Raw genomic sequence first — 23,691 nt, 5'->3', positions numbered from 1 at the left:
CGTTTATGCCCACAACGCCGCCAGATACCGGACCAGCAGATAGACCACCGTATGCGCTGCCACGTAGCACGCGGCAACGACGACAAAGAACAGCACGCTGGCGGGCCACGAGCGGGGAGGGCCTTGCCTCTTGCTCGGCCGGTTGTTCCAGATCCACAGGGCTGCACAGATAATGGCCCAGACTACGACGAACGGAACCGTGATGCCGATCAAGGCGAAGTAGGCAGGGCCAATCAGCGAAAGCCATGCCTCGAGACCAAGCATCCAGAATCTCCCCTTTGCCCGGAGTCTAATGCATGTCGCTCAAAAGTGGTCCCGGTTTTGAGAGAACGACATGCATCACCTGGATACGTTTCAGCGCGACGTGCTTTTAGACCGGCGGTAGAGGTGGAAGCGGGGGGATTATCCCTGCGTCGGATTTTCAGCCAAACCCGCAGAAGGGATGCTGTCGATGATACCGGCGCCTAATGCATGTCGCAAAAAAAGTGGCCCCGGTTTTTGAGAGAACGAAATGCATCAAACAAGCACATTAAGCGCGTCGCGTGAGTCCGTTCAAAGCGACGGGCTTTAGGTCAGATTGTGCTCCGGCCGCCAACTCGGCCGTAGCAGGTCCGAAGCGACCGGATCAGCCGCAGACCCTGACCTCTTCGACGACCCTGTGGTGATGGCGCCAGTGCCTGACCAGTTCGATATGGCAGCGGTGATGGCGATGGTGGCGCCGCCATTGGCCATCCTGGTTGTCGCTGTAGTCGTCGCCATAGTCGTCGCTATAGTCTTTGTGGCGCTGGTGATGGCGAAGAACCTGTATATCGCCATCGTCGGACGAATATTGATCGTCGTCATCGGACTGGATAGTCAGACTGGCGGCTTGCGCCGGTGCGATCAAAGCCGCCGTTCCGGCGAACGCGATCATCGAGGCGATGAGAAGGGTTTTCATTGTTTGCTCCTTGGGTTGAACATACACAACTCTCGGAGCGAACTGGTGTTCCAATGTAGGGTCCGATCGGCGAGCGGCTGCTGCTTGGGCAATGCGTGCCGCCATGCGCTACCGGCGAGGCAGCCATTGGCGACCTTGGGAGTGATACCTTGGGCAAGGACTGGCTTTGTGGGAAAAAATGGTCGGAGTGGAGAGATTCGAACTCCCGACCCTCTGGTCCCAAACCAGATGCGCTACCAGGCTGCGCTACACTCCGAGGCCCTGCGGCGTATACGGTTCCGGACCCTGTCACGCAACCCCTAAATCGTCAAACGGGGCTTGGCGGTCTGCGCTCCCGTGCAATCCTGGCTGCGATCGCCTTGGCCTGGATGCGGGCATTGGCGAAACAGCCGCGGATGCTCGGCCGCATGCCGGTGAACCACAGGCCCGGCAGTTTCGGGTCGCTGTTGGCGCCGTTGAACAGCGGCACGCCTTTTTCGTCGAGCACGCCGAGCTTGCCCAGCATGGCCTCGAGCCCGGTGCGGTAGCCGGTCGCGGCGATGACGATATCGGGCTGGATCGTCGCGCCATCGTCGAAAACGACCGTGTCGCCGGTAAATTCCCGCACGGTTGGCAGCACGATGATCCTGCGGTCCTTGATGGCATCGACGGCGCCGTCATCGGTGGCGATGGCGGTATAATCCGACGCCAGCCGGCTTGCGCCGCCCGAAGGCGTCGGCGGCAGGCCGTAGGCCGTGAGGTCGCCGAAGGCCCATCGCTGCGTCGCCGCCATCACCGCATCGGCGAGCTTGAACGGCAGCCGCGCCAGGATCGGCGAAAACCGGTGGACGGCGATCTGGCCGAGGCGCTTGGGCAGCAGTGCCGGACCGTTGCGCGCCGACAGCCAGATCTGTCCCGTGCCGGCTGCCGACAGGTGATTGAGCACGTCGAAGCCGGAATTGCCGGCGCCGACGACCAGCACTTTCTTGCCCGCATAGGCCTTGGCGTCGCCGAATGCGGCCGAATGGATGATGCGTCCGGCAAAGGCCTTCATGCCTTTCCAGGCCGGGATGAAGGGCTGCCGGTCGCGCCCGGTGGCGATGACGACATGGCGCGCCAGCCGCGGCCCGGCACTGGTCCGCACAAGCCAGTGGTCGCCCTCGAAGCCTATCTCCTCGACCGCAATGCCGAACTCGACCGGCAGCCGGTGCATGGCGTGGAATTCGTTCAAATGGCCGATGATGGTGTTTCGGTGCGGAAAGGCAGGGGTGCCGGCAGGAAAGGAAACGCCCGGCAGCGCCGAAAGGTCGCGATGCGTGTTGAGATGCAGTCGCTCGTGCCGCCCGTGCCATGGCTCGGCCAGCCGGGCTTCCTTTTCCAACACCATCACAGGCACGCCGGTCTTGAGCAGCGCATGGGCTGCGGTCAAGCCGGCTGCCCCGGCGCCGATCACGATCGCGCCGTCGAAAATCGCTTGGCTGTCGGCCTCGGCGTGCAAAATCCCTGCGTCCATGCCTCTTTGTGTCACCATCATGACCATGACTTTTGATGCTACGCCAGTGTATCGGGCCGATGCCGCTGCCGAAGCGGCCTGGTTGCAGGCCGCTTCGGCCTTGCCGTCGGCAGTGTTGCACAGTATTGACTGAAATAAGGCGGCGCTACCGCCAACGCAGCTACGAGGTGCCCATGTCCGCGCGAATTTTCAGCCCAGCCAAAACCGCGATGCAGTCCGGCAAGGCCAAGACCGGCCATTGGGTGCTGGAATTCGATCCCGCCCAACGCAAGAAGATCGACCCGCTGATGGGCTACACCACATCGGGCGACATGCTGAGCCAGATCAGGCTGACCTTCGACACCAGGGAAGAGGCGGTGGCCTATGCCGAAAAGCAGGGCCTGGCCTTCCGTGTCGAGGAGCCGAAAGAGACCAAGCGCCGGCAGATTTCCTATGCGGAAAATTTCCGCTATGACCGCAGGATACCCTGGACGCATTAACCGGCGGTCAGCGCCTGGCACATAGACACCAGCCGGCCAAGATATCAAATGCCGGCCAGCGGTCCCGTAGCTCAGCTGGATAGAGCACCGGCCTTCTAAGCCGATGGTCACAGGTTCGAATCCTGTCGGGATCGCCAATTTTGCCGGGTCCATTCCGGACACATAGGTTACGGTTTGTACCTGGCATATGGGTAGCACTCTGAAGGTGTACGAACGAAACAGAACGACCGAGCGCTGCCCTTCCCATCCTGGCGCGTTGCTCGACGACATCGTTCCCGCCGCCGGCAAGACCAAGGTGGAAATCGCCAATCTGCTCGGAATCTCGCGCCCAGCAGCTCTACGATATCATCCGTGAGAAGAAGCCGGTATCGCCTGCCGTGGCCGCCCTTCTTGGCAAGATGTTCGGCGATGGTGCCGCGATCTGGCTCAGGATGCAGGCCGCGTATGATGCCTGGCATGCGGAGCGCGAAGTTGACGTTAGCGCCATCCCGACCCTGCATGCTGCCTGAAGGTAGAGCGCGTTCGCTGACGGCAGCGGTCCCGTAGCTCCGCCGGATAGAGCACCGGCCTTCTAAGCCGATGGTCACAGCTTCGAATCCTGCCAATAATTTCAATACCTTAGGTGAGGCGTCGCGGCGCCGGAGACTGAAGGTCGTCCTTGTTAGCCATCTACCGGTAAAGTTTCGGGTATTTGGCCCTCTCGCTTTGGCAACTTGCCGATCTCTGGGCCGCCATTGCGAAAGCCCTCTCATAGGTATGGATGGCCATGTTGAACTTTCGGGGGTCTGGGGTCAGGTGTTTGTCCCGCCCATCATACAAAAGGACCGGGACGGCGAAAATTGCTTTTCCGTCTTCCGTTGGCCTCAACGCCGGACATCTTTGCCTTACGCCAACGAGGTCACCGGCCATTCTGGCGGCCGAATTTAACCTTGCATCGGACATCCGAGCCAGGAAGTTGATGTTTTGCTGTTCCCCTTGTCCGGCCGAGGCAGCCGACAATGCGAAGAAAATTCCTGCGGTGAATACAGCGAAAGCTAGACGTAGTTTCATTGTGCCCTCCCAAGTTGAGCACAAGAGAGCACGTTTGGACTTGACAGGATAGCCGCGTGTCCAGTGCAAGTTACTGTACGGAACCTTTGCCATACGTCGACTATCAGCCAGTTGTGCGGCCAGTCAGGATAGTCGGAACGCGGCGCGCCTTCGGGTGTTATAGGCGATGGCACCGAAAACCCCGACCATTGCGCGCATCTGGCGCGGCAGGACCTCGCCCGGCAGGGCCGACGCCTATGAGCGCTACAATTACGAGGCTGGTATCAAGCCGCTGATCGAGAAAGCGCTTGGCGTGCAGACTTTTCGCGAGGACACGCCGACGCATTCGGAATTCATCACCATCTCCTATTGGGAGAGCGTCGAGGCGATGGCCGCCTTTACCGGCGGCGATCCGCAAAGCATCCACCATCTCGACCGCGACAAGGAGTTCCTGATCGAATTGCCGAAGGGTGTCCAGGTGCTGCGAATCCGTTCCAGCCACGGACTGGTTGGCGGCAGCTGATGTTTGCGGGCTTTGACGCCAGGACCGTTCAAATGGAGGAGACATCGATCTTCGTCAGGGCCGGTGGCTCAGGGCCGCCGTTGCTGCTCCTGCATGGCTTTCCCGAAACGCATGTGATGTGGCGGGACATCGCCGTGGCCCTGGCGCCGCATTTCAGCGTGGTCGCCGCCGATCTGAGAGGCTACGGACAAAGCGGCTGTCCGGCTTCCGGAGCCAATCATGCCGCCTATTCCAAACGAGCGATGGCGCGCGACATGGTGCAGGTTATGGACGTTCTCGGTTTCGACCGTTTCATGGTTGCCGGCCACGACCGTGGCGGTCGCGTCGCCTACCGGCTGGCGCTCGACCATCCCGAAACCGTGTCGAAAGTCGCCGTTCTCGACATCGTCCCCACGGCCTCCGCCTGGGATCGGGCCGATGCCAGGTTGGCGCTGGCCTTCTGGCCGTGGAGCCTGCTCGCCCAGCCGGAACCGCTGCCTGAGCGCCTGTTGTCCGCAGCACCCGACGCAGTTGTCGACAATGCGATCGCCGGCTGGGGCTCGGCTCCAGATGCTTTTCCCGCTGAGGTCAGGGCCGCCTATATCGAGGCGCTGCGTGATCCCGCCCATGCCCACGCCATCTGCGAGGAATATCGCGCCGCCGCAGGCATCGACCGCGAGCACGACGCGCAGGACCAGGCTGATGGCTGTCGCATCAGATGCCCGCTGCTTGCGCTCTGGAGCGGCGAGGGCGGGTTGGAGAACTGGTATGCGGAGGAGGGCGGCCCGTTGGCGATCTGGCGGCAATGGGCTGATAACGTCGGAGGCGGCTCGGTCAAGGGTGGGCATTTCTTCCCGGAAGAGCACCCCGAAGACACGGCTGCAAGGCTGTCGAGATTCTTCGCAAGCTGACTACGGGCCGATTGCTAAATCCGGCCCTGTGTAGTCCTGTGTCGACTATCTCAGATGCCCGAGGGATTGCAGGATCAAAGTGCTCGAAAGACCAAGCAGGGCGATACCGTACAACCGGTCGATCCACACGGCGTTTGGCCCAGCCAGAAGCCTTGCAGCCCGCGCGCCAAGGGCTGCGTAAAACGTCAGCACAAACACATCGGCAAGCGCGGCGATAATGGCCAGGATGCCATACTGGATCGCGATCGGCTCATCCACGCGGACAAAATGCGGCAGGATCGCGGGGAAAAGCAGCCAGGCCGCCGGATTTGTGACCGCCACCAGGAAGCAGCGCCCAATGAGTGCCTTGGCTGAATGCCGTGTTTCGGGAACGTTAGGGTTGAACGAAGGTCGGGACGCGGTGCGCAGGGTACCGATGGCGACGAAAAGCAGATAGCCCGCGCCGAACATCCTGAGAGCCGAGAGATAGAATTCCGAAGCCAGCAGAAGAGCGCCGAAGCCCAGCGCGACGATGCTGATAAGAACGAAATCAGACAGTACGACGCCGGCCATGCCGAGAAACGCGCGTCGAAAACCGTAGCGGGAGCCGTTGGTGATGGCGAGCACGACGTCCGGTCCCGGAACCGCCATTCCGAGCACCGACACGAAGGCAAATGTCACCAGCGGCAGGTTTCCCATGACGCCGCGTAATGCACCCGGCGCTCACCGTCCGTAACGCCCTTCACACAGCGGCTTGGCTATCGCCGATTGTTGTTGGCCACCTTGGCTCAGTGCCCGCCGCGCATCTTCACCACCACAGTCCTCACCGCCAGGACCAGCACGGTGATGATGATCAGGATCACCGAAAGGGCTGCGATCGCCGGGTCGATGTTGTCGCGCAGGCCCATCCACATCAGCCGCGGCAGCGTGATGGCGTTGACCGAGGTGATGAACAGGGTCACGCCGATCTCTTCCCAAGACAGCACGAAGGAGAGAAGTGCAGCGGTGACGATGCCGAACTTGATGTTGGGCATGATGATGCGCGTCGCGCGTTCCCACACGCCGGCGCCAAGGCCGCGCGCGGCAAGGTCGATGCGGCGGTCGAGCTGGCTGAGCGAGACCAGGATCAGCACCGTGGCGAAAGGCACCGTCATCACCGAATGCGCCATGGCGACGCCGAGCCATGTGTCATAGCCAAAGAACGAGCTCATGCCCGAGATCGACGTCAGCAGGAAGTAGAGCGTGATCGCCGAGACCACCGGCGGCACCACCATCGGCAACAGCACGAAGCCGACAAGGGTGGCCGTGAAGCGCGGCTGGAACATCCAGACGCCAAGGCTGAAGCACAGCGCCAGCACGGTGGAGATGACGCTGCTGACGATGCCGATGCGGATCGACAGTAGGATGGCGTCGAGCCAGCGCGGATCCTCGATCAGCGCGCGGTAGTGGCGCAGCGACAGTTCGCCCGTCGGCATAGCCAGCATGCGGCTTGGCGTCAGCGACACCGGGATGACCGCCAGCAGCGGCAGCAGCAGGAACAGTGCCACCAGCACGGCGAGGATCAGCGAGACGGGACCGGGGCGATAGGTCGGCATCAGATCAGTTGCTTCGGTCTGACATAGCGGAACAGCAGCGCCATGAGCGCGCCGACGAACAGCACCAGCACGACGCTGATCGCCGCGCCCAGTCCCCAATCGGGACTCTGGAAGATGCGCAGATAGATCAGCTCGGCGATCATCACGCTGCGGCCGCCGCCGAGGATCGCCGGCGTGACGAAGAAGCCGAGCGAGAAGACGAACACGATCATCGCCGAACCGATGATGCCGGAGCGCGTCATCGGCACGAACACGGTCCAGAAGGTGCGCATACGGCTGGAGCCGAGCCCGCGCGCCGCGAGCAGCACGCGCTCGTCGAGGCTGCGCATGGCGGAGGCCAGCGGGAACACCGCGAAGGGAATGAGGAAATGCGTCATGCCGACGATGACGCCGAACTCGTTGCGCACCAGCGCCAGCGGCTCGGAGATGAAGTCGATCGATTGCAGCCAGGTGTTGATCAGGCCGCGGTTGGATAAAAGCGCCACCCAGCCGAAGGCGCGGGTCAGCACCGAGATCCAGAAGGGGACGAGAATGCAGAATTCAGCGATTATGCGCTGTGCCGGGCTGCCGCGCACCCACACCATGGTGATGGCGTATGCCGCCGCCACGGAAACCACGGTGACGATCAGCGCGATGCGCAGCGTGCGGATGAACACAGACTGCACCAGGGCATCGGTGGCGAGCGCGCCATACTGGCCGAGCCCCGGTGTCGGCAAGGTGACGCTCCACTTGACGACGCCGAGGAACGGCCAGGCGTAGGCCAGCACAAGGAACAGGAGCAGCGGCGCCATCAGCACCGCCGCGCCCATCCTGTCGGAGAGGGTGCCTCTCATCGAAGCTCGTGCCCGGCCTGGTCAGGCCGAGATGATCTTGGTGTATTCGTCGAGTGCTGCCCCGTAATTCTTGGCGTACCAGTCCATGTCGAGCGCGATCTGCTTCTTCATGTTTTCGGGATCGACCGGGTTGATGCGCTTCTTGTCGGCGGGGATCAGCGCATCGGCGGCCGGATTGGCCGGACCCTGTCCGAGCTTGTCGAACATCACCAGCTGCTTTTGCGGATCCTGGGCGCTGGCGATGAACTTCATCGCTGCGTCCTTGCCGCCGGGGTTGCCCTTGAGCACGGCCAGCGCGCCGGGCGAAATCAGGCCCTGATCCCAGATGAACTTGATCTTGCCGCCCGAGTCCTGCTCGATCAGCGAGGCGCGGGTCGACCACACGATCGCCATCGAGGCTTCGCCGTTGAGCAGCACGCTCTGGCTCTCGGCGCCGCCGCCCCAGTAAGCCACGACGTTTTCCTTGAAAGCGGCGATCTTGTCATGCGCTCGCTTCAGGTCGAGCGGGTAGAGCGAGGCCGGCGCGATGCCGTCTGCAAGCAGCGCTGCTTCCCAACTCGACACGCCCCATTTGTAGAGCGAGCGCTTGCCCGGAAACTTCTTCACGTCGAAGAAGTCGGCCATGCCGGTCGGCGCGTCCTTGCCGTATTTCTCGGAATCATAGGCGATGACATAGGAGAAGAAATAGGTCGACGCCGCGTATTCCCAGCCGAACCCCTCGCGCATCTTCTTCTTGTCGACGATGGCGTAGTCGATCGGCTCGAGCGCACCCTGCGCGCCGAGCGTGATGGCCGAGAACGGGTCGACGTCGACAAGGTCCCAGGTCGGCGCGCCGCTCTTGAACTGTGCGGCAATCGCGCCTTCGGTCGGGCCCGAACCGTCCATCTTGACGGTGATGCCGGTTTCCTTGGTGAAGGCCTGGCCGTAGGCGGCGTCATAAGCGGTAAGGGCATCGCCACCCCAGTTGACCAGCACCAGCTCCTTGGCCTGCGCAAAGGCACCGGTCGAGCGCAGCAGCATCGGTGTGCCGGCCAGCACGAGGGCTGCAAGCTGGGTGAATTGCCGGCGCGAAATCTCGCCGCGCACAGCCCGGGCGGTCAGCCCGTCCATGGCTTGTTTTTTGCTTTGGTCTGTCATTTTAGTTCCCCTTTTTCGTTTTGGTTCCGGTGGTTATGGCGCGCTCCAGATTCTTTGCTGGAAGACTTCGCCGTTCTCGTCGTCATCCTCCGTCCGGAAGGAGGAAACCCTTTTCCGCCGGCCATGTCAGCCAGACGGAATTGCCTTTGCTGAGTGCAGCCGCCGCGACCTCGTTCGGCACCGAGACGGTCACCTTGGCGCCCTGGCGTGTCGTCAGATCGAGTTTGGTCGCCGCACCCAGATAGGTCGAGCCGATGGCGGTGGCGGCAATGCCGTTCTCGCCGGCGGCGGCTTCGCGCGTGATCGACATATGTTCGGGCCGGATCGCCAATATGGCATCGCCACGGACTTTCTCGGCCTTGCAGAGCATGTTGACCGCGCGGTCCTCGCAGAGGCCCGTCGAGCCATTGTCGGCGGGCTTGACCCCCTTCAACGGCAGCATGTTGATCTCGCCAAGGAACTCGGCGACGAAGCGGTTGTCCGGCCGGTCGTAGACCTCGTCCGGCGCTCCGACCTGCAGCAATTTTCCGTGGTTGAAGATGGCGACGCGCGACGACAGCGCCAGCGCCTCGCTCTGGTCGTGGGTGACGAAGACGAAGGTGGTGCCGGTCTCCTGATGCAGCCGCTTCATCTCGGCCTGCATCTGGCCGCGCAGGCTCTTGTCGAGCGCCGAGAACGGCTCGTCGAGGAGCAGCACGCCGGGTTCGAACACCAAAGCGCGGGCCAACGCCACGCGCTGCTGCTGGCCGCCGGAAAGCTGCGCCGGCAGTTTCGTCTCATGGCCCTTGAGGCCGACGCGCTCGATCATCTCGGCAACGCGGCGCTTGATCTCGGAAGCCGATTTCTTGCGTACCTTGAGCGGGAAGGCGATGTTGGCCTCGACCGACATGTGCGGGAACAGCGCATAGCCCTGGAAGACCATGCCGGCGGCACGCTGTTCGGCCGGCCGCTCGGTGATGTCGATGCCGTCGCTGAAAAGCTTGCCGGCGGTCGGTTGCACGAAGCCGGCGAGGATCATCAGGAATGTGGTCTTGCCCGAGCCGGAGGGACCGAGCAGCGTCAAAAACTCGCCGCGGCCGATATTGAGCGTCAGGTCGTCCAGCGCCCGGAACGAGCCGAAGCTCTTGCCGATCCCGATTGCCTTGATCTCTGCGGCCCGGCCGGGTTGCTGCATCCTGCCTCTTCCTTGGTCGTGGCTTGAGCGTAGGGCAGGGCCCCGGCTCACCGCAACCGAATAGTTTTCGCCTGATCGGCAAATTTGATTCACGGATGGGAGGCTAGTACGGGCTGATCCGGTTCTCCGACAGCTTCGACCTCAACCACCCATTGAATGCTTCCAGCACCGGGTGGCTGGCCTTGGCATGTTCCGACACCAGGAAATACGAGCGCGGCGAGGGGATCGCGATATCGAAGGGGCGCACCAGACGGCCTTCGCTCAGCGCCCGGCGGCTGGTCAACTCGTCGCCCATGGCGATGCCCTGGCCGGCGATCGCCGCGGAAAAAACGAGGTTCATGTCCGAGAAGAAGATGCCGCCTTCGGTGTCGGGGTTTTCCACCTTGGACAGCGCCAGCCAGCGCGCCCAGTCCTCGGTGTCGCCGAGATGCAGGAGATTGGCGCGCAGCACGTCGGCCGGTTTTGAAAAGCCGCCGACCTTGTTGAGCAGTGTCGGGCTGCAAAGTGGCGTGAACGAGATTTCGCACAGCAACTCCACCGAGCGGTTCGGCCAGTTGCCGACGCCGAAGGCAATGAAGGCATCGGCGTCCGGATTGCTGACATCGTCCAGCCGTCTGGGCGTCAGGATCGACAGCGCCACGTCCGGATACATCTGCCGGAACTCGCCGATGTGCGTGCACAGGAACAGAGAGGCGAAGCCCGGCGTGCAGGAAACGGCGAACGAACCGCCGACGCCCGTGCCGGCCTGGCGCGTCACCGCATCGCCGAGCACCGTCAGCGCCTTTCTCACATCGGCGGCATAGCGCTGGCCGCGCGGTGTCAGCGCCACGCCCTTGCCGATGCGCTCCAGCAGGTCGAAGCCGAGGTCGCGTTCGAGCAGCCGCAACTGATGGCTGACGGCGCTGCGGGTCAAATGCAGTTCATCGGCTGCGCGCCAGACACTGCCGTGACGGGCAAAACTGTCGAGGGCGCGCAGCGCCTGTGTGGAAGGTATTCGCAAGAGGCCTCAGGTGAACCGAATTTGCATGAACCGGAAAAACATATCACTTTTTGCAATGCCGCTTCACTGCTTTCTTGGGCCGCATGGAGAAACCGGTGACGACCTCGGCGCAAGCCACCGCGCTTGCCTGTCTCGATAGCATCCAGCCGTCGCTGTCGGCGTGGACGCGCACCATTTTCGATTTCGGCGAAACAGCCTGGCGCGAATACCAGTCGGCGGCCTGGTATGTCGCGCGGCTGAAGCATGAGGGCTTTTCGGTCGAGGAAGGGTCGGCCGGCATGCCGACCGCCTTTTGCGCCCACTGGACGAATGGCCCGGGGCCGACCATCGGCATGTACGGCGAATACGACGCCGTGCCTGGCAACTGCCAGGACGCGGCAACGGTGAAGCGATCGCGGCCGGGCCTCGGCAGCGAGGCCGGCGGCCACACCGATCCGCATTCCGGGCTTGGCATTGCCGGCCTCGGCGGACTTCTCGCCACCAAGGCTGCAATGCAACGCCACGGCATCGAGGGGACGTTGCGCTTCACCGGCGAGCCGGCCGAGAAGGTCAGGGGCTCGAAGCCGATCCATGCGGCCAAGGGCTACTATGACGGCCTTGCCGGCATGATCTCCTTCCACCCCTTCTATATGCTGCCGCTCTGCAACACGGCGCGCTGGGACACGCATTGCGGCGCCGCCTATGCGATGATCTACCGTTTTGTCTGCGACGAACCCGAAAACTGGGTTCGCGCAAGCGATGGCGCGCCGATCCCGCAGGCGCATTCGGCGGTGCGGGCGCCCGGCGCCAACGACGCACTGATGACGATGTACATGACCTCCAAGGCGCTGCGCGATTCCATGCTGCCTCACCAGGGCGGCTGGTCGATCAGCGAGGCGATCCTCACCGCCGGGCAGGCGACCGCCGACAATCTGCCGGCGGGGCTGGCCGAGATCCAGTACATGATCCGCGTGCCGACCATTGCCATGGCAGAGCAGGTCACCGCGGTGCTCGACCGTAATGCGGCCGCGGCCGCGGCGATCAGCGGTTGTCGCTATGAGCGCCATTGGGTGTCGAAGTCGAGGCCGGGCCTCGCCAATCACGCCATGGCGGGGATTGCCTATGAGGCGCTGTCCACCGTTGGCGCTCCGAGCTGGGACGAGGCGGCGAAAGCGATCGGTCGCGAGGTCCAGGTCAATGCCGGCGGCACCGCGACCGACAACCCTTTCATCGACGAGATGGAGCGGCTGGTTGCGCCGCAAGAGGCCGAGGCAATCCTGCGCCGCGATTTGCCTCCGTCGCAGATCAACTCGACCTCCGACGACTACACCGACATGTCGTGGCACACGCCGACCGCACGCTTCTATGTCGCTCGCCCGGCGCTGCGCTCGGCGAATGGCCATGCCTATCCATCCTGGGCGATGAACGCGCTGGGCGGTATCTCGGCCACCATTGACCCGATGGTCATTTGCGCCGCCAAGACGGTTGCGCTTGCAGCCCTCCGCCTGCTCGAGGACAAGTCCGCGCGTGATGCAGCCATGGACGAATTCGTCACCCGCACCGGCGGCGGCATTGGTGGCTCCAACTGGATCGCGCCGCTTTGCGACTATGACCCGCCGATCAATTTCCGCTGGCCGGAATATGTCACCACCGCGCGCGGACGCGATTGGTGGATTCCGAGCAGCCAATCCAATCAAGCTGCATAGTCAAATCGAGGAGAACCTTATGACCGTCCATGATCGCATCATCGCCGAACCGTTCTCGCTGCAGCGCCGCAATCCCGCCGGCGGCACCAAGCCGCTGACATCATGGGGCTTTGCCAACGAGACCGACGTGCTGACAGACGTGTTGCTCGGCTCGCCAAACTTCCTGCGCCACCTCTCGACCAGCTCGCTCTCGCGCAAGCATTTGCGCGAAGCGCCCTGCAACGTTCAGATCGCCCAGGCGCAGCACAAGGACCTCGTCGCCGCCTATGAGCATTTCGGCGTCAACATCCACTGGCACGAGCCGACGCCGGAACTGCCGATGCAGGTCTATTCCAGAGACTCCAGCGTCATGACGCCCTACGGCGCCTTCATCACCGCCATGGCCAATTGGTGGCGGCGCGGCGAGAACTATGCCGCCATCCGCACCTATGAAAAGCTCGGCATACCCATCTACGACATGGTCACGGCTGGCACCTTCGAAGGCGGCGACTTCAACGTCATCGAGGAGGGCGTGGTGCTGATCGGCTGCGGCGGCGCCCGCACGCAGGAAGAGGGCGCCCGCCAGGTGCAGGACTGGTTCGAAAAGGAAGGCTGGGAAACGCGCCTCGCCTTCATCGACGAATATTACGTCCATATCGACCTGATGGTGGTGCCGGTCGCCGAGAAGCTCACCGCGGTGTGCCTCGCCTGCACCGAGCCCGGCATCGTCGACTGGCTGAAGGGCAAGGGCCACGAGATCATCGACGTGCCCTTCCAGGACACGATGGCGCTCGGCTGCAACTTCATGTCGCTCGGCAAGGACAGGGTGATCGCGCCGACGTCGAGCCAGTCGCTGATCGGCCAACTCAAAGCGCGCGGCTTCGAGGTTGCTGCCGTCGACATGAGCGAGATTTCCAAGACCGGCGGCGGCATTCACTGCATGGCGCAGGCGCTGAAGCGCGAGCCGGCGTAACGGCACGAATTGCCGCCGGGACCTGTGACGGACTGCTGCCAGATTTGACAAAACAGGCCTGGCAGAGGAAATTGATGCCATTAGAGGAGGGATTCTGTGAAGAAAACTTACGAAAAGCCGAGTCTGGCCAAAGCCGGCAAACTCGGATCGCTGGTCGCTTCAAACCCGTCGAAGCCCGCCCCCTGAGCGCAACCAGCCGCTGAAGGCCGAAATTCGGTCGTCCTGGTTATCGGCGACCGGATCGCGCTGTATGATTGAAGGGAGCCCGCCGGCTTTGAACGGCGGGCTTTTTGCTTTGCGCCAGAGCGCTGCCGCGTCTGCCGGCCAGTCCAATCTGCCCGAACCTGAATTGAACTTGCTCCGGGCGTTTTCCAGATGCGCCCGCATCGCTTGGCCGGCCGCTTCCGGGTCGCGGCGCTCGATCGCCTCGAACACCGCCTGGTGGCCGGCAAAACTCGTGCGGTTTCGATCTCCGTATTGGCCACGTGGATGCGCTGATTGATCAGCCATTCGACCTAGCCGTTGATTTTGAAACCAAGCCAGCTTCCCCAAAAGATCATGCCCAAACAAAGCCATAGCGCGAAGACCACATGCGCGCCGTTCCCGCCCGCCCGGCGATCAGGGAGTGGCTGGCGTGAGATGGCCGCGCTGACGACGGAACGAGATCGCCTCGTCTGGCCGGCCGGACTCGCGACGGCGTGGTCCGGCCGGAGTTCCATCTGCTATGCGGGTATCAATACGGCGATGCGATGCACGCCGACCTCCTTGCTTGTATTCGTCGCTTCATCGGTCTTGCCCTTGGAGCAGGTGTACATATCACCCGTCTTGAGCTTGAATTCCTTGTCCGCTTTCTTGATCGTGAATGCACCTGAGGTAATGGTGCACACCATGTCGTTGTCCATCACGGTTTGAGGAGCATGTGCTCCGGGCTGAAACACAACGTCGATAATTGCGATGCTCTTGTAGGCGGGAATGTCTGCATTGCCGGTGCCGACCTCCACCACCCTGACACCGGGCGCAATCTCCTTGCCCTCTTTCGGGCCGTATTTCTTGATTTTTGCCGATGCCGCCAAGGTGAACAAAGGCGCTACCGCGGCGGTCGTCAGACCGAGGGCAATTGCAGACCTGCGATTCATGGTTTTCATTGCATCCTCCCGATGCTCGTCATGCATGGATATGCATGACTTCGATATATTAGCACGAGCGAATTTACTTGTATGCAAGCGGCTGGGGCGCAGGCCAGCAAAGGGTATCGCTCCGGCGGGTAAGTCTATTTCACTGTAGCTTCCGCCGGAACTTCGAATGACAGCTCGAGCAATCCTGCAGGATCAGGTGCAGGAGATGCTCCGCCGGCACTTTGGTAGGATCGACTTCCACGGTGCTCGGCCGCTTGCCGAGCAGGCTGCCGCCGCCCATTGCCGTGCCGGTGCCCATGCGCATGTCATCAGTGATGACGGCCGGCGCGCTTTGGGCCTTGGCGGCCAGCGCGCGCGCCAGCGCCCCGATATGATTTGCCAGCGCCTCGAATTCCGCCCGTGACTGATCGATCTCCAGCCTGGCCTGCGAAGGCGGTCCAAGCGAGCCGCTCGGAAATTCGGCAATCAGGGCAGGGCCGGTGCGAGCGCGCAGCGTGTCCGCTGCCGCCTTGAAGGCTGCGGCGTCATAGGCTTGCCTGCGGTCGAACATGCCGGCAATGGTTTTCGCAGCCGCCGCCATCTCCTTCATCGACGCCTGGCGGGCCGCGACCATCGGTCCGCCGCCGACGGAGGCGGCCATCGTAAGGGCACAGACCAGCCACAGCAGCGCCGCTTTCACAGTCCATCTCACGGCGCCATGTCCTTGCCCCATCCATCTGTGATCAGCCAGCCGCAGCAGGGGTTCGACCTGCAGTCGGATTCTTCGGTCGTGATGCCGGTTCTCATCGGTAAATTTCCGTCGCCGGAAGTCTCCGTCTCTGAGCGGATAGACCTTCCAGCCACCGGAAGGTCAACTGATTGAGAAGGCCGATCAGCGGGCAATCAGCACAGGCTTGCAGCAAGCTGACGCAGCGTTTCCTTGACTTGGATCGCAAAAACGGGCAGCAAGGCGGGGGTGAGGGAGAGCATTATACCGTGGCGCAGACCATGGAGTGCTCTTTTTTTCGTATCAGGCGCCGCATAATCGGTGGCTGATGGAGGGATTGGTTAACCAACTTTGTCCATCTTTTGATTCAATCGGCAACAGACGCGAAAGGTGCAGGGGGCACCAGCGAACTGTGGATGTCACGGATGCGAGGGTCGCAAGCCTGCATGCCGATTGAGAGTGGTTGTATGGCGTTTTTGCGTTTGAAAGACCGGGGCGACACTCCTGAACGGGGTTTGACTTCGAAGAGATCCGGCCAGCGCTGGGTGGTAGTGCCGGTTGTCGGCGCGGCCTTGGCGCTGTGGTCGGTGGCAACCATGGCCGGCCTCTATTCGCTCGGTACCTCGCTCACCGCAGCCTCCAACAGCCTTCCGCACAGTCTGCTTCTGCCGAACGCAGCACTTGCCGATTCGCGCCGCAGCCTCGCCAATTCGTGGGCGCCGCGGCTTTCGGCGCAAAAATCACAGGCCTCGCTGCTCAGCCATTGCGACGCCGGCTGCGCGCATGCCGCCGCGAACTTCGCGCATGACGGCAAGATGGCGCGGCTGAAGCCGGCCGCGCACGCTGTGGCCCCGAGCAGTGTCGCCTCAAACATTGCGCCAAACACCAGCGTCGCTCTCGCCACTTCGCGCGGCATGCGCTTCGACGGCGTGGTGGCCAAGGCAGAGCTGTCGCCGCAAAAGCTGGCTGCCGCCTTCGCCAAGGCCTCGAATGCGCCCTTCATGCTTGCCAGCCTTCCGGTCGCTGCCCGTTTCGCCGAAGTCCGGCTGCCCGATCAGCATGGCCCCGCCTCGGAACGCTTTGGGCCGGAAGTGGCTGAGATCGAACGCTCGTCGCGCCTGGCGCTGGCGCTGGCCAACAGCTTGCCGGAAGACGCTGACATGCTGGCCCCGCCGCCGGCCGTTGAAGCAATCGCCGGAGGGCAGGATACTGAGCAGGCCGAGGTTCAGGTCGCTTCGCTGCCGCCGCAGGACGATCTGCCCGACAACATTGCGTTGCCGGGTTGGCGTCCACGCGCCGAAACCGCTCAGCCTGCCGAGGCTCGGCAAGCCAGCAAACCCAGGGCAGTCAAGCCACAGACCGACAGGACGGCCGAGAGCCCCGCACCCCAGTCGCCGGGCAATTCGTCGCCGCGCTCGCCACGCAGTACTTCGGAGGTTGCCGCACTGCCTGGCGTGCCAGAAAGCCAGAGCATCCAATCAAGCCGGATCAAGCCTGGCAAACGGTCGAAGACAGAGGCCGGCGAGATGCTGGCCTATGCCAAGCCGGACGTCCCGGCGGGCGGTGTCGGTCGCGCCTTCAAGGATCTGTTCGCCACGCCCGGAATGGGCGGCGGCGTCGCCGTGTACGATATCTCGGCCAAGACCGTCTATATGCCGGACGGCTCGCGGCTGGAGGCCCATTCGGGGCTGGGTTCGATGGTCGACCAGCCGCGCTTCGTGCACAAGAAGAATGTCGGCCCGACGCCGCCCAACACCTATGATCTGCGGCTGCGCGAATCCCGCTTCCATGGCGTCGAGGCGCTCCGTCTCACTCCCGTCAGCGGCGGCAACAAGTACGGTCGCGACGGCCTGCTCGCCCACACCTACATGCTGCGCGGCGGCCGTGCGGAGTCCAATGGCTGCGTCGTCTTCAAGGACTACGCCCGCTTCCTTGCCGCCTACAAGAAAGGCAAGATCAAGCGCCTCGTCGTCGTGCCGCGCCTGACCAAGCCGCTGACGCGGGTCGCTCAGGAAGGCCGGGGAGCGTAAGGCAGTAGGCAGTAGGCAGTAGGCAGTAGGCAGTAGGCAGTAGGCAGTAGGCAGTAGGGCCCAGGAGCGTCCATCGCCTGTTCCTTGTTTTTCTGCCCCTATTGCCTATTCCCCACTGCCTATTCCCTTTTGACCCCCAGGCAGATTATGACTGACCCCTGCGGGTCGGCTTCACCACGAGGACATCATGACAATACGCGCTGTCGTTTGGGGCGAGAACATCCATGAGCGGACCAATGAGGTGGTCGCAGCCCTCTATCCCGAGGGCATGCACACGACCATCGCCAAGGCGCTGAATGCCGACGAGGCGATCTCCGCCTCGACCGCCACGCTCGAACAGCCCGAGCATGGCCTGCCCGAGGCGCGCTTGGCCGAGACCGACGTGCTGGTCTGGTGGGGCCATAAGGACCATGGCGCCGTCGCCGACGAGATCGTCGAGCGCGTCGCCCGCCGGGTCTTTGAAGGCATGGGGCTGATCGTTCTCCATTCCGGCCATTTCTCGAAAATCTTCAAGCGGCTGATGGGCACGCCCTGCACGCTGAAATGGCGCGAGGCGGGTGAGCGCGAGCGGCTCTGGGCGACCAGTCCCAGCCATCCGATCGCCGAAGGCGTCGGCGAATATTTCGAGCTCGAGAATGAAGAAATGTATGGCGAGCAGTTCGCCGTGCCCGAACCGCTGGAGACCGTCTTCATCTCCTGGTTCCAGGGCGGCGAGGTGTTCCGTTCTGGACTGACCTATCGCCGCGGCGCCGGCAATGTCTTCTACTTCCGCCCGGGCCACGAGACCTATCCGACCTATCACGACGCCAATGTGCACAAGGTGCTGCGCAATGCGGTTAAGTGGGCGCACAATCCGCAGGGCACCAAGTCGGCGATCCTTGAGGCGCCGAACGTGCCGGTCGAAAAGGCGCTGGAGCCGATCGTCGAGCGCGGCGGCAAGCTGCACGTTTCGGGCGAGGCCGGCTACCGCTAAAGCAAAGTCCAGGAAAAAAGGCGTAGCGGCTTTCCGCATGGGTTTCCTAGACCGTATCTGCGCCATATGATTGAATCGAACCAATTCGCTCGGAGTGCAGAGAATGCGGCTTTTGATACTGGGTACCGGCTGGATGGCGCAGGAGCATGCCCGCCGTTTCGGCGGCGTCGACGGCGTCGAGATCGTCGGTGCTGTCGACGTCGATGAAAAGCGCGTGGGCGAATTCGCCGACGGGTTCAAGATATCGAAGCGATTCACATCGCTGGAAGACGCGCTGGCGTGGGGCGAGTTCGATGCGGTCGCCAACGTCACGCCGGACCGCATTCACCACCCGACCACCATGGCGTTGATCGCGGCCGGCAAGCCGGTGCTGTGCGAAAAGCCGCTGGCCGAAGACTTCGGCAAGGCAAGCGAGATGGCCAACGCGGCTGAGGCAGCCGGCATCGTCAACATGGTCAACCTCACCTATCGCAATGTCGCTGCCTTGCAGAAAGCGCGACAGATGGTGCTGGCCGGCGAGATCGGCACCGTCCGCCACGTCGAGTCCTCCTATTTGCAGAGCTGGCTGGTGTCGAAATTCTGGGGCGACTGGCGCACCGACCCGAAATGGCTGTGGCGGCTGTCGCGTGACCACGGCTCCAACGGCGTGCTCGGCGATGTCGGCATCCACATCCTCGATTTCGCCAGCTATGGCGCCGCACTCGACATCGACCACGTGTTTTGCCGGCTGCGCACCTTCGACAAGGCGCCAGGCAACCGCATCGGCGAATACGACCTCGACGCCAATGACAGCTTCGCCATGACGCTGGATTTCTCCAACGGCGCCTTTGGCGTCGTTCACGCCAGCCGCTGGGCGACCGGCCACATCAACGAATTGCGCCTGCGCATCTATGGCGACAAGGGCGGCATCGAAGTCGTGCACAATCTCGAGGGTTCGGAACTGAAGGCGTGTGTCGGCGAGGATATCGAGAACGCCAAATGGCAGGTGCTCGACGCCGGCACGGTGCCGACCAATTACCAGCGCTTCGTCGATGCGGTTCGCAGCGGCGTGCAGGCCGAGCCTTCATTCCACCATGCCGCCGAACTGCAGAAGGTGCTGGATCTGGCCATGGTTTCGGAACAGAAGCGGACGGAACTGAGGGCCAGCGCCGATACGCAGTGATGTGAAGGGAGGAAGAAACAATGGTCTCGCGCCGCGCGCAATGTCTCTGCGGCCAGCTTTCAGCCGTCTGTTCGGGCGAGCCGGTGCGCATCTCGGTCTGCCACTGCCTCGACTGCAAGCGCCGCACCGGCAGCGCCTTCAGCTACAATGTCCGGTTTGCGCAAGCTGATGTATCGATCGAGGGGCGGGCGAAGCAGTTCACGCGCGCCGGCGACGAGGGCGGCCGCGTCATCTACAATTTCTGCCCGGAGTGCGGCGCCGCCGTCCACTATCGCATCGACACGCAGCCCGGTGTGATCGCCATTCCCGTCGGCGCCTTCGCCGACCCGTCGTTCCCGCCGCCCTTCCAGTCTTTTTACCACGAAAGCCGTCGCTGTGAGTGGGTCGAGATCAACGCCGAGCCGCTGGCGACGTTCGACTGAAGGCCGCTTTTTGGATACCCGGAACCGTCCGCACGCTCCGCGCCTTTGAGAGGGCATCGCCCCTGATTGCCATTGCCGAGCCGTTAGCCACCGCGCTCGGCTGCCCCATGAATAGGCATAAGTCAAGACGAATCCGGCTTGCGGCCCGATTGCTGACATGCTTACCTGACGGCATGTGTTCAATGGGGGTATATGGATGGCTAAGGAATCTTCGAATTTCGCTTCTTCAGAAAAGAAGGCGGACGTAAATCTGATAGGTAACACAGAAGGAAACGGGCTGAACTTCATGGGAGTTCAGGCCCGCGAAAACGGAACCGCCGGCGACGCCGTCGGTGTCGACAAGATCCGTGACCTGCTCTTCGGCAACCAGATGCAGGACTATGACCGCCGTTTTTCCAAGCTTGAAGAACGGGTGTTGCAGCGCTTCAAGGATGTCGAGTCCGAGGCCAAGCGCAATCTCGAAATGTACGAGTCGAATGCAAAGAAGCAGATCGATTCGCTTGCAGGGCAATTGCGGAGCGAAAAAGATTCACGAGCCGATGCCGACAAGGAGATCGACCGGAATCTTCGCGAGCAAAACCAGGCTCTTGAAAAGCAGGTGCGCACGTTGTCGGATCAGTTGAGCGCGCTCGAGCGCGACGTTTCGGACCGGATAAATCGAAACGATCATTTGCTGCGTGAGGAAATCAAGCAGAAGAATGAAGGCGTTCAGATGCTGATCGAGAAGATGTTTGCCGACCTCAGCAACGTCAAGACCGACCGAAATCTTTTGGCTGGCCTGTTTGTCGAGGTTGCAAAATGTCTCAATCAGGATCCCGTCGGGAGCAAGAGCAACTCGGACCGCAGCTGGAAAGTGAGTTGATGGGACCTTGACGTCCACCGTCGACCCATTCAACCTTCCGCAAAGAACAGCCTCGAACGATACAGAGATTGATCGCGAGGCTCTGGCTCGTCTTTTGATCGAAATTGCCCGGAACGTTGATCCGGACTACCGTGCGCAGTTCGAGGCGGTTCCAACCGCCGATCCGCGCATGGAAACGCTGCGGCAGTTGCTGGTCAGCCGCGAAATCTCGGAGCTTTCACGCGTTACGCATCTGCTCGACGAACCCGAGCAGCTTGCGGCGGCCGTGGGCGACGTTCTTCCCAGTGCTGCCGGACGAGCGCCTTACGCGCAACTCGGCGAGGCGCTTGCGCCAGCTGTCGAACGGGCTGTGCAACGGTCGATCCAGAAGAGCCCGCGCACGCTGACGGACATATTGTACCCCGTGTTTCTGCCGGCAATTCGCAAGTCGATCGGCGAAAAGATCGACCAGACCTTTCAGTCGCTGAATGAAACTCTAAGGCACATATTCACCTGGCACGGGCTCAAGTGGAGACTTGAAGCCTGGAGAACAGGGGCAAGCTTCTCGGCAGTTGTTCTGAAGCATTCCCTTGTCTACCGTGTGGAACATGCGTTTCTCATTCATCGGAATTCCGGCCTTTTGATAGCGCATGTAACGGCCGACAATGCAACGAGCGAAGATCCTCAGCTCATTTCTTCGATGCTCAGTGCGATTCAGGATTTTGTAAAAGACTCATTCAACGAGAAAGAGCAGAGCGGCCTGGACACAATCCGTTTCGGCGAGCTTCGTCTCTGGTCGGAAGTTGGACCGTTTGCGACCCTGGTTTCGGTGATCCGGGGAAATCCGCCGGAGGAATTGCATGAAATCGTTCGCGATATGTTGCTTCGCATCCATGAGGAAAGCTCACAGGCCTTAGAGCAGTTTGACGGCGACGGTTCGCAGCTGGCCAGCGTAGAGGCGCAGTTGCAGACCTGCGTCGAGCTGAAGCAGGAGGAATCAAACGACGGATTTCCGTGGCTGGTGGCGGCCGTTGCCCTGCTGCTTTTGAGTCTGGCAGGCGGTTGGTACCTTCTTTCCTGGCAGTCAGCGCAGCGCTGGCAGGCTTACGTGTCGCGCTGGCAGGCTTACGTGTCGCGAGTGGAGGCCCAGCCGGGCATCATCGTTGCCGAACAGCAGGTACGCGATGGCCAGTTCTATATTGCCGGCCTGAGGGACCCGCTTGCCGTCGACCCGCAGTCGCTGTTGTCAGGCACGGGAGTCGATCCGGCCGGGGTTCATTCGCAATGGCAATTTTATCAGAGCCTTGAGCCGGAGTTCGTGCTGAAGCGGCTGACGGCGTCGCTGGCTCCGCCGGATTCAGTGCGACTTTCGATTGTCGATGGCCGCATCGTCGCCGAGGGTGAGGCTCCCGACACCTGGATCAGCCGGGCGCGCGCGGCGGCCCAGCAGCTTTCGGCAGGCGGGCCGGTCTTCGATATCTCGGGGGTTCGTGACGTAAGTCCCCAAGTGCGCGAGGCGGAGCGCTGGCACGCCTATGTGTCGCGACTGGAGACCCAGCCGGGCATCATCGTTGCAGACCAAAAGATAAGCGACGGCCAATTCTATATTGCCGGCCTGCGAGACCCGCTTGGCGCCGATCCGCAGTCGCTGTTGTCGGGAACAGAGGTCGATCCCGCCCGGGTTCATGCGCAGTGGCAGTTCTATCAGAGCCTTGAGCCGGAGTTCGTGCTGAAGCGGCTGACGGCGTCACTGTATCCGCCGGATACAGTACGACTTTCGATCGTCGATGATCGCATCGTTGCCGAGGGTGAGGCTCCCGACACCTGGATCGATCGCGCGCGCGCGGCGGCCCGGCAGCTTTCGGCAGGCGGACCCGAATTCGACATCTCCAAGGTTCGTGACGTGAGCCCCGAAGCACGCGCGGCGGAGCACTGGCAGTATTATGTGTCGCGACTTGAGGCCCAATCGGGAATCATCGTCGCCCAACAAAGCGCGAGGGGCGGACATTTCTACATTTCCGGCTTGAGAGACCCGCTTGCCGCCGACCCGCAAGCCCTGCTCTCCGGAACGGACGTTGATCCTGCCCGCGTTCATGCACAGTGGCAATTCTATCAGAGCCTTGATCCGAAGTTTGTGGTGAAGCGGCTGACCGCGGCGCTGTCCCCGCCGAAAACCGTTCAGCTCTCGATCATCCAGGGTCGCATCGTGGCCGTGGGTGAGGCTCCTGCCGGCTGGATCAACCGCGCGCGGGCCGCCGCTGAACAACTTTCGGCGGACGGAGTGGTTCTGGATGTCTCGCAACTGCGTGAGCTGAACCTTGCAGAACTTAATCATTTGAGGCAGGCCATCCAGACGACCGATATTTTCTTCTCTTCCGGCAAGGTTGTGCCGGGACCGGAGCAGACGCCGGTTCTCGACAGGTTGGCGGATCAAATAAAGGAATTCGCCCAGAGTGCCCGCAATTCCGGCGTAACGGCGCGGTTCATGTTGACCGGGCATTCGGACACCACGGGCCGTGAGACGGCCAACGCGTCGATCAGCGCCGCCCGCGCCGAGACAGTTCGTGCGCTTCTCAACAAGCGGGGCGTCGCTCCCGAATTGCTGCTGGTTCGGGGCGCGGGCACTTTTGAGCCGGCTGTACCTGAAAACAGTCTAACCGGTAGCTCCACCAATCGCCGGGTTTCGATTACCGTAAACCTGGACTAGCGGAGCCCA

General features: G+C 62.4%; 23 protein-coding genes, 2 tRNA genes and 1 pseudogene. 13 read left to right on the top strand and 13 right to left on the bottom strand.

Annotated features, from left to right (window positions below; genetic code table 11):
• Positions 1 to 3 precede the first annotated feature (3 nt).
• From ACYG9Y_RS16710 to ACYG9Y_RS16695, 4 genes are all read right to left on the bottom strand, one after another.
• Positions 4 to 264 carry a hypothetical protein gene (locus ACYG9Y_RS16710; RefSeq protein ID WP_023738658.1) on the bottom strand — a complete coding sequence of 87 codons (261 nt, stop codon included), beginning with the start codon at positions 262 to 264 and terminating at the stop codon, positions 4 to 6.
• Between the two features lie 361 nt (positions 265 to 625).
• Entirely contained in the window at positions 626 to 937 is a 312-nt protein-coding gene (locus tag ACYG9Y_RS16705) for a hypothetical protein (protein WP_023684765.1), read from the bottom strand.
• A 179-nt stretch (positions 938 to 1,116) separates the two neighbouring features.
• Positions 1,117 to 1,193 (bottom strand) — tRNA-Pro (locus ACYG9Y_RS16700).
• 51 nt (positions 1,194 to 1,244) lie between these two features.
• Entirely contained in the window at positions 1,245 to 2,429 is a 1,185-nt protein-coding gene (locus ACYG9Y_RS16695; RefSeq protein WP_023715100.1) for a flavin-containing monooxygenase, read from the bottom strand.
• A gap of 173 nt (positions 2,430 to 2,602) precedes the next feature.
• Here ACYG9Y_RS16695 and ACYG9Y_RS16690 point away from each other — a divergent pair, with 173 nt between their 5' ends.
• The 5 genes and pseudogenes from ACYG9Y_RS16690 to ACYG9Y_RS16670 all read left to right on the top strand — a co-directional run bounded on the left by ACYG9Y_RS16690 (position 2,603) and on the right by ACYG9Y_RS16670 (position 5,350).
• A complete protein-coding gene (locus ACYG9Y_RS16690; protein ID WP_023670294.1) occupies positions 2,603 to 2,908 on the top strand; it encodes an ETC complex I subunit in 306 nt (101 codons plus the stop codon).
• Between the two features lie 60 nt (positions 2,909 to 2,968).
• Positions 2,969 to 3,045: transfer RNA gene (locus tag ACYG9Y_RS16685), tRNA-Arg, on the top strand.
• Positions 3,046 to 3,095: 50 nt separating this feature from the next.
• Positions 3,096 to 3,417, top strand: a pseudogene (locus tag ACYG9Y_RS16680) (HigA family addiction module antitoxin).
• Positions 3,418 to 4,124: 707 nt separating this feature from the next.
• Positions 4,125 to 4,460 carry an antibiotic biosynthesis monooxygenase family protein gene (locus ACYG9Y_RS16675; RefSeq protein ID WP_023738659.1) on the top strand — a complete coding sequence of 112 codons (336 nt, stop codon included), beginning with the start codon at positions 4,125 to 4,127 and terminating at the stop codon, positions 4,458 to 4,460.
• Positions 4,460 to 5,350, top strand: a complete 891-nt coding sequence (locus tag ACYG9Y_RS16670) for an alpha/beta fold hydrolase (RefSeq protein WP_023684769.1) — start codon at positions 4,460 to 4,462, stop codon at positions 5,348 to 5,350. Before ACYG9Y_RS16675 ends, ACYG9Y_RS16670 begins: the two co-directional genes overlap by 1 nt.
• Positions 5,351 to 5,395: 45 nt before the next feature.
• Here ACYG9Y_RS16670 and ACYG9Y_RS16665 read toward each other — a convergent pair whose 3' ends face one another.
• From ACYG9Y_RS16665 to ACYG9Y_RS16640, 6 genes are all read right to left on the bottom strand, one after another.
• Positions 5,396 to 5,980 carry a LysE family translocator gene (locus tag ACYG9Y_RS16665; RefSeq protein ID WP_280790913.1) on the bottom strand — a complete coding sequence of 195 codons (585 nt, stop codon included), beginning with the start codon at positions 5,978 to 5,980 and terminating at the stop codon, positions 5,396 to 5,398.
• Positions 5,981 to 6,117: 137 nt separating this feature from the next.
• Positions 6,118 to 6,924, bottom strand: coding sequence for an ABC transporter permease (locus ACYG9Y_RS16660; RefSeq protein ID WP_023689053.1), 807 nt, complete (start codon positions 6,922 to 6,924; stop codon positions 6,118 to 6,120).
• Positions 6,924 to 7,757: an ABC transporter permease gene (locus tag ACYG9Y_RS16655; protein ID WP_023701874.1), complete on the bottom strand. Its 834-nt coding sequence runs from the start codon at positions 7,755 to 7,757 to the stop codon at positions 6,924 to 6,926. The genes ACYG9Y_RS16660 and ACYG9Y_RS16655 overlap by 1 nt, the downstream gene beginning before the upstream one ends.
• A 21-nt stretch (positions 7,758 to 7,778) precedes the next feature.
• Positions 7,779 to 8,894 carry an ABC transporter substrate-binding protein gene (locus tag ACYG9Y_RS16650; protein ID WP_023738660.1) on the bottom strand — a complete coding sequence of 372 codons (1,116 nt, stop codon included), beginning with the start codon at positions 8,892 to 8,894 and terminating at the stop codon, positions 7,779 to 7,781.
• Positions 8,895 to 8,976: 82 nt separating this feature from the next.
• Positions 8,977 to 10,068, bottom strand: coding sequence for an ABC transporter ATP-binding protein (locus tag ACYG9Y_RS16645; protein ID WP_023689051.1), 1,092 nt, complete (start codon positions 10,066 to 10,068; stop codon positions 8,977 to 8,979).
• 103 nt (positions 10,069 to 10,171) lie between these two features.
• Positions 10,172 to 11,068, bottom strand: coding sequence for a LysR substrate-binding domain-containing protein (locus ACYG9Y_RS16640; RefSeq protein ID WP_023684774.1), 897 nt, complete (start codon positions 11,066 to 11,068; stop codon positions 10,172 to 10,174).
• An 83-nt stretch (positions 11,069 to 11,151) separates the two neighbouring features.
• On the opposite strand from ACYG9Y_RS16640, the gene ACYG9Y_RS16635 reads away from it, so the two are divergent.
• Complete coding sequence (locus ACYG9Y_RS16635) at positions 11,152 to 12,753, top strand: zinc-binding metallopeptidase family protein (RefSeq protein ID WP_031193513.1); 1,602 nt, start codon at positions 11,152 to 11,154, stop codon at positions 12,751 to 12,753.
• 19 nt (positions 12,754 to 12,772) lie between these two features.
• Positions 12,773 to 13,705 (top strand): dimethylarginine dimethylaminohydrolase family protein, encoded by a 933-nt coding sequence (locus ACYG9Y_RS16630; RefSeq protein WP_023695542.1) that lies wholly within the window; start codon positions 12,773 to 12,775, stop codon positions 13,703 to 13,705.
• 159 nt (positions 13,706 to 13,864) lie between these two features.
• Here ACYG9Y_RS16630 and ACYG9Y_RS16625 read toward each other — a convergent pair whose 3' ends face one another.
• The 3 genes from ACYG9Y_RS16625 to ACYG9Y_RS16615 form a co-directional block, all read right to left on the bottom strand.
• Positions 13,865 to 14,281, bottom strand: coding sequence for an FCD domain-containing protein (locus tag ACYG9Y_RS16625; protein ID WP_081731252.1), 417 nt, complete (start codon positions 14,279 to 14,281; stop codon positions 13,865 to 13,867).
• 146 nt (positions 14,282 to 14,427) lie between these two features.
• Positions 14,428 to 14,850, bottom strand: coding sequence for a hypothetical protein (locus tag ACYG9Y_RS16620; protein ID WP_023684778.1), 423 nt, complete (start codon positions 14,848 to 14,850; stop codon positions 14,428 to 14,430).
• 130 nt (positions 14,851 to 14,980) lie between these two features.
• On the bottom strand, positions 14,981 to 15,532 hold the full coding sequence (locus ACYG9Y_RS16615; protein WP_031198104.1) for a cytochrome c: 552 nt from the start codon (positions 15,530 to 15,532) through the stop codon (positions 14,981 to 14,983).
• A 482-nt stretch (positions 15,533 to 16,014) separates the two neighbouring features.
• Between ACYG9Y_RS16615 and ACYG9Y_RS16610 the strand changes: the two genes are divergently transcribed.
• From ACYG9Y_RS16610 to ACYG9Y_RS16585, 6 genes are all read left to right on the top strand, one after another.
• Positions 16,015 to 17,577 carry a DUF2778 domain-containing protein gene (locus tag ACYG9Y_RS16610; protein WP_084014297.1) on the top strand — a complete coding sequence of 521 codons (1,563 nt, stop codon included), beginning with the start codon at positions 16,015 to 16,017 and terminating at the stop codon, positions 17,575 to 17,577.
• A 187-nt stretch (positions 17,578 to 17,764) separates the two neighbouring features.
• Complete coding sequence (locus ACYG9Y_RS16605) at positions 17,765 to 18,550, top strand: ThuA domain-containing protein (protein WP_023738662.1); 786 nt, start codon at positions 17,765 to 17,767, stop codon at positions 18,548 to 18,550.
• Between the two features lie 103 nt (positions 18,551 to 18,653).
• Entirely contained in the window at positions 18,654 to 19,712 is a 1,059-nt protein-coding gene (locus ACYG9Y_RS16600) for a Gfo/Idh/MocA family protein (RefSeq protein ID WP_023738663.1), read from the top strand.
• A gap of 20 nt (positions 19,713 to 19,732) precedes the next feature.
• Positions 19,733 to 20,134 carry a GFA family protein gene (locus tag ACYG9Y_RS16595; RefSeq protein WP_023738664.1) on the top strand — a complete coding sequence of 134 codons (402 nt, stop codon included), beginning with the start codon at positions 19,733 to 19,735 and terminating at the stop codon, positions 20,132 to 20,134.
• 196 nt (positions 20,135 to 20,330) lie between these two features.
• Positions 20,331 to 20,996 (top strand): coiled-coil domain-containing protein, encoded by a 666-nt coding sequence (locus ACYG9Y_RS16590; protein ID WP_023738665.1) that lies wholly within the window; start codon positions 20,331 to 20,333, stop codon positions 20,994 to 20,996.
• A 7-nt stretch (positions 20,997 to 21,003) separates the two neighbouring features.
• Positions 21,004 to 23,682, top strand: a complete 2,679-nt coding sequence (locus ACYG9Y_RS16585; protein WP_031253528.1) for an OmpA family protein — start codon at positions 21,004 to 21,006, stop codon at positions 23,680 to 23,682.
• The last annotated feature ends 9 nt before the right edge of the window (positions 23,683 to 23,691 follow it).

Source organism: Mesorhizobium sp. W050, assembly GCF_054719535.1.
This window is presented reverse-complemented; position numbering and strand designations above follow the sequence as displayed.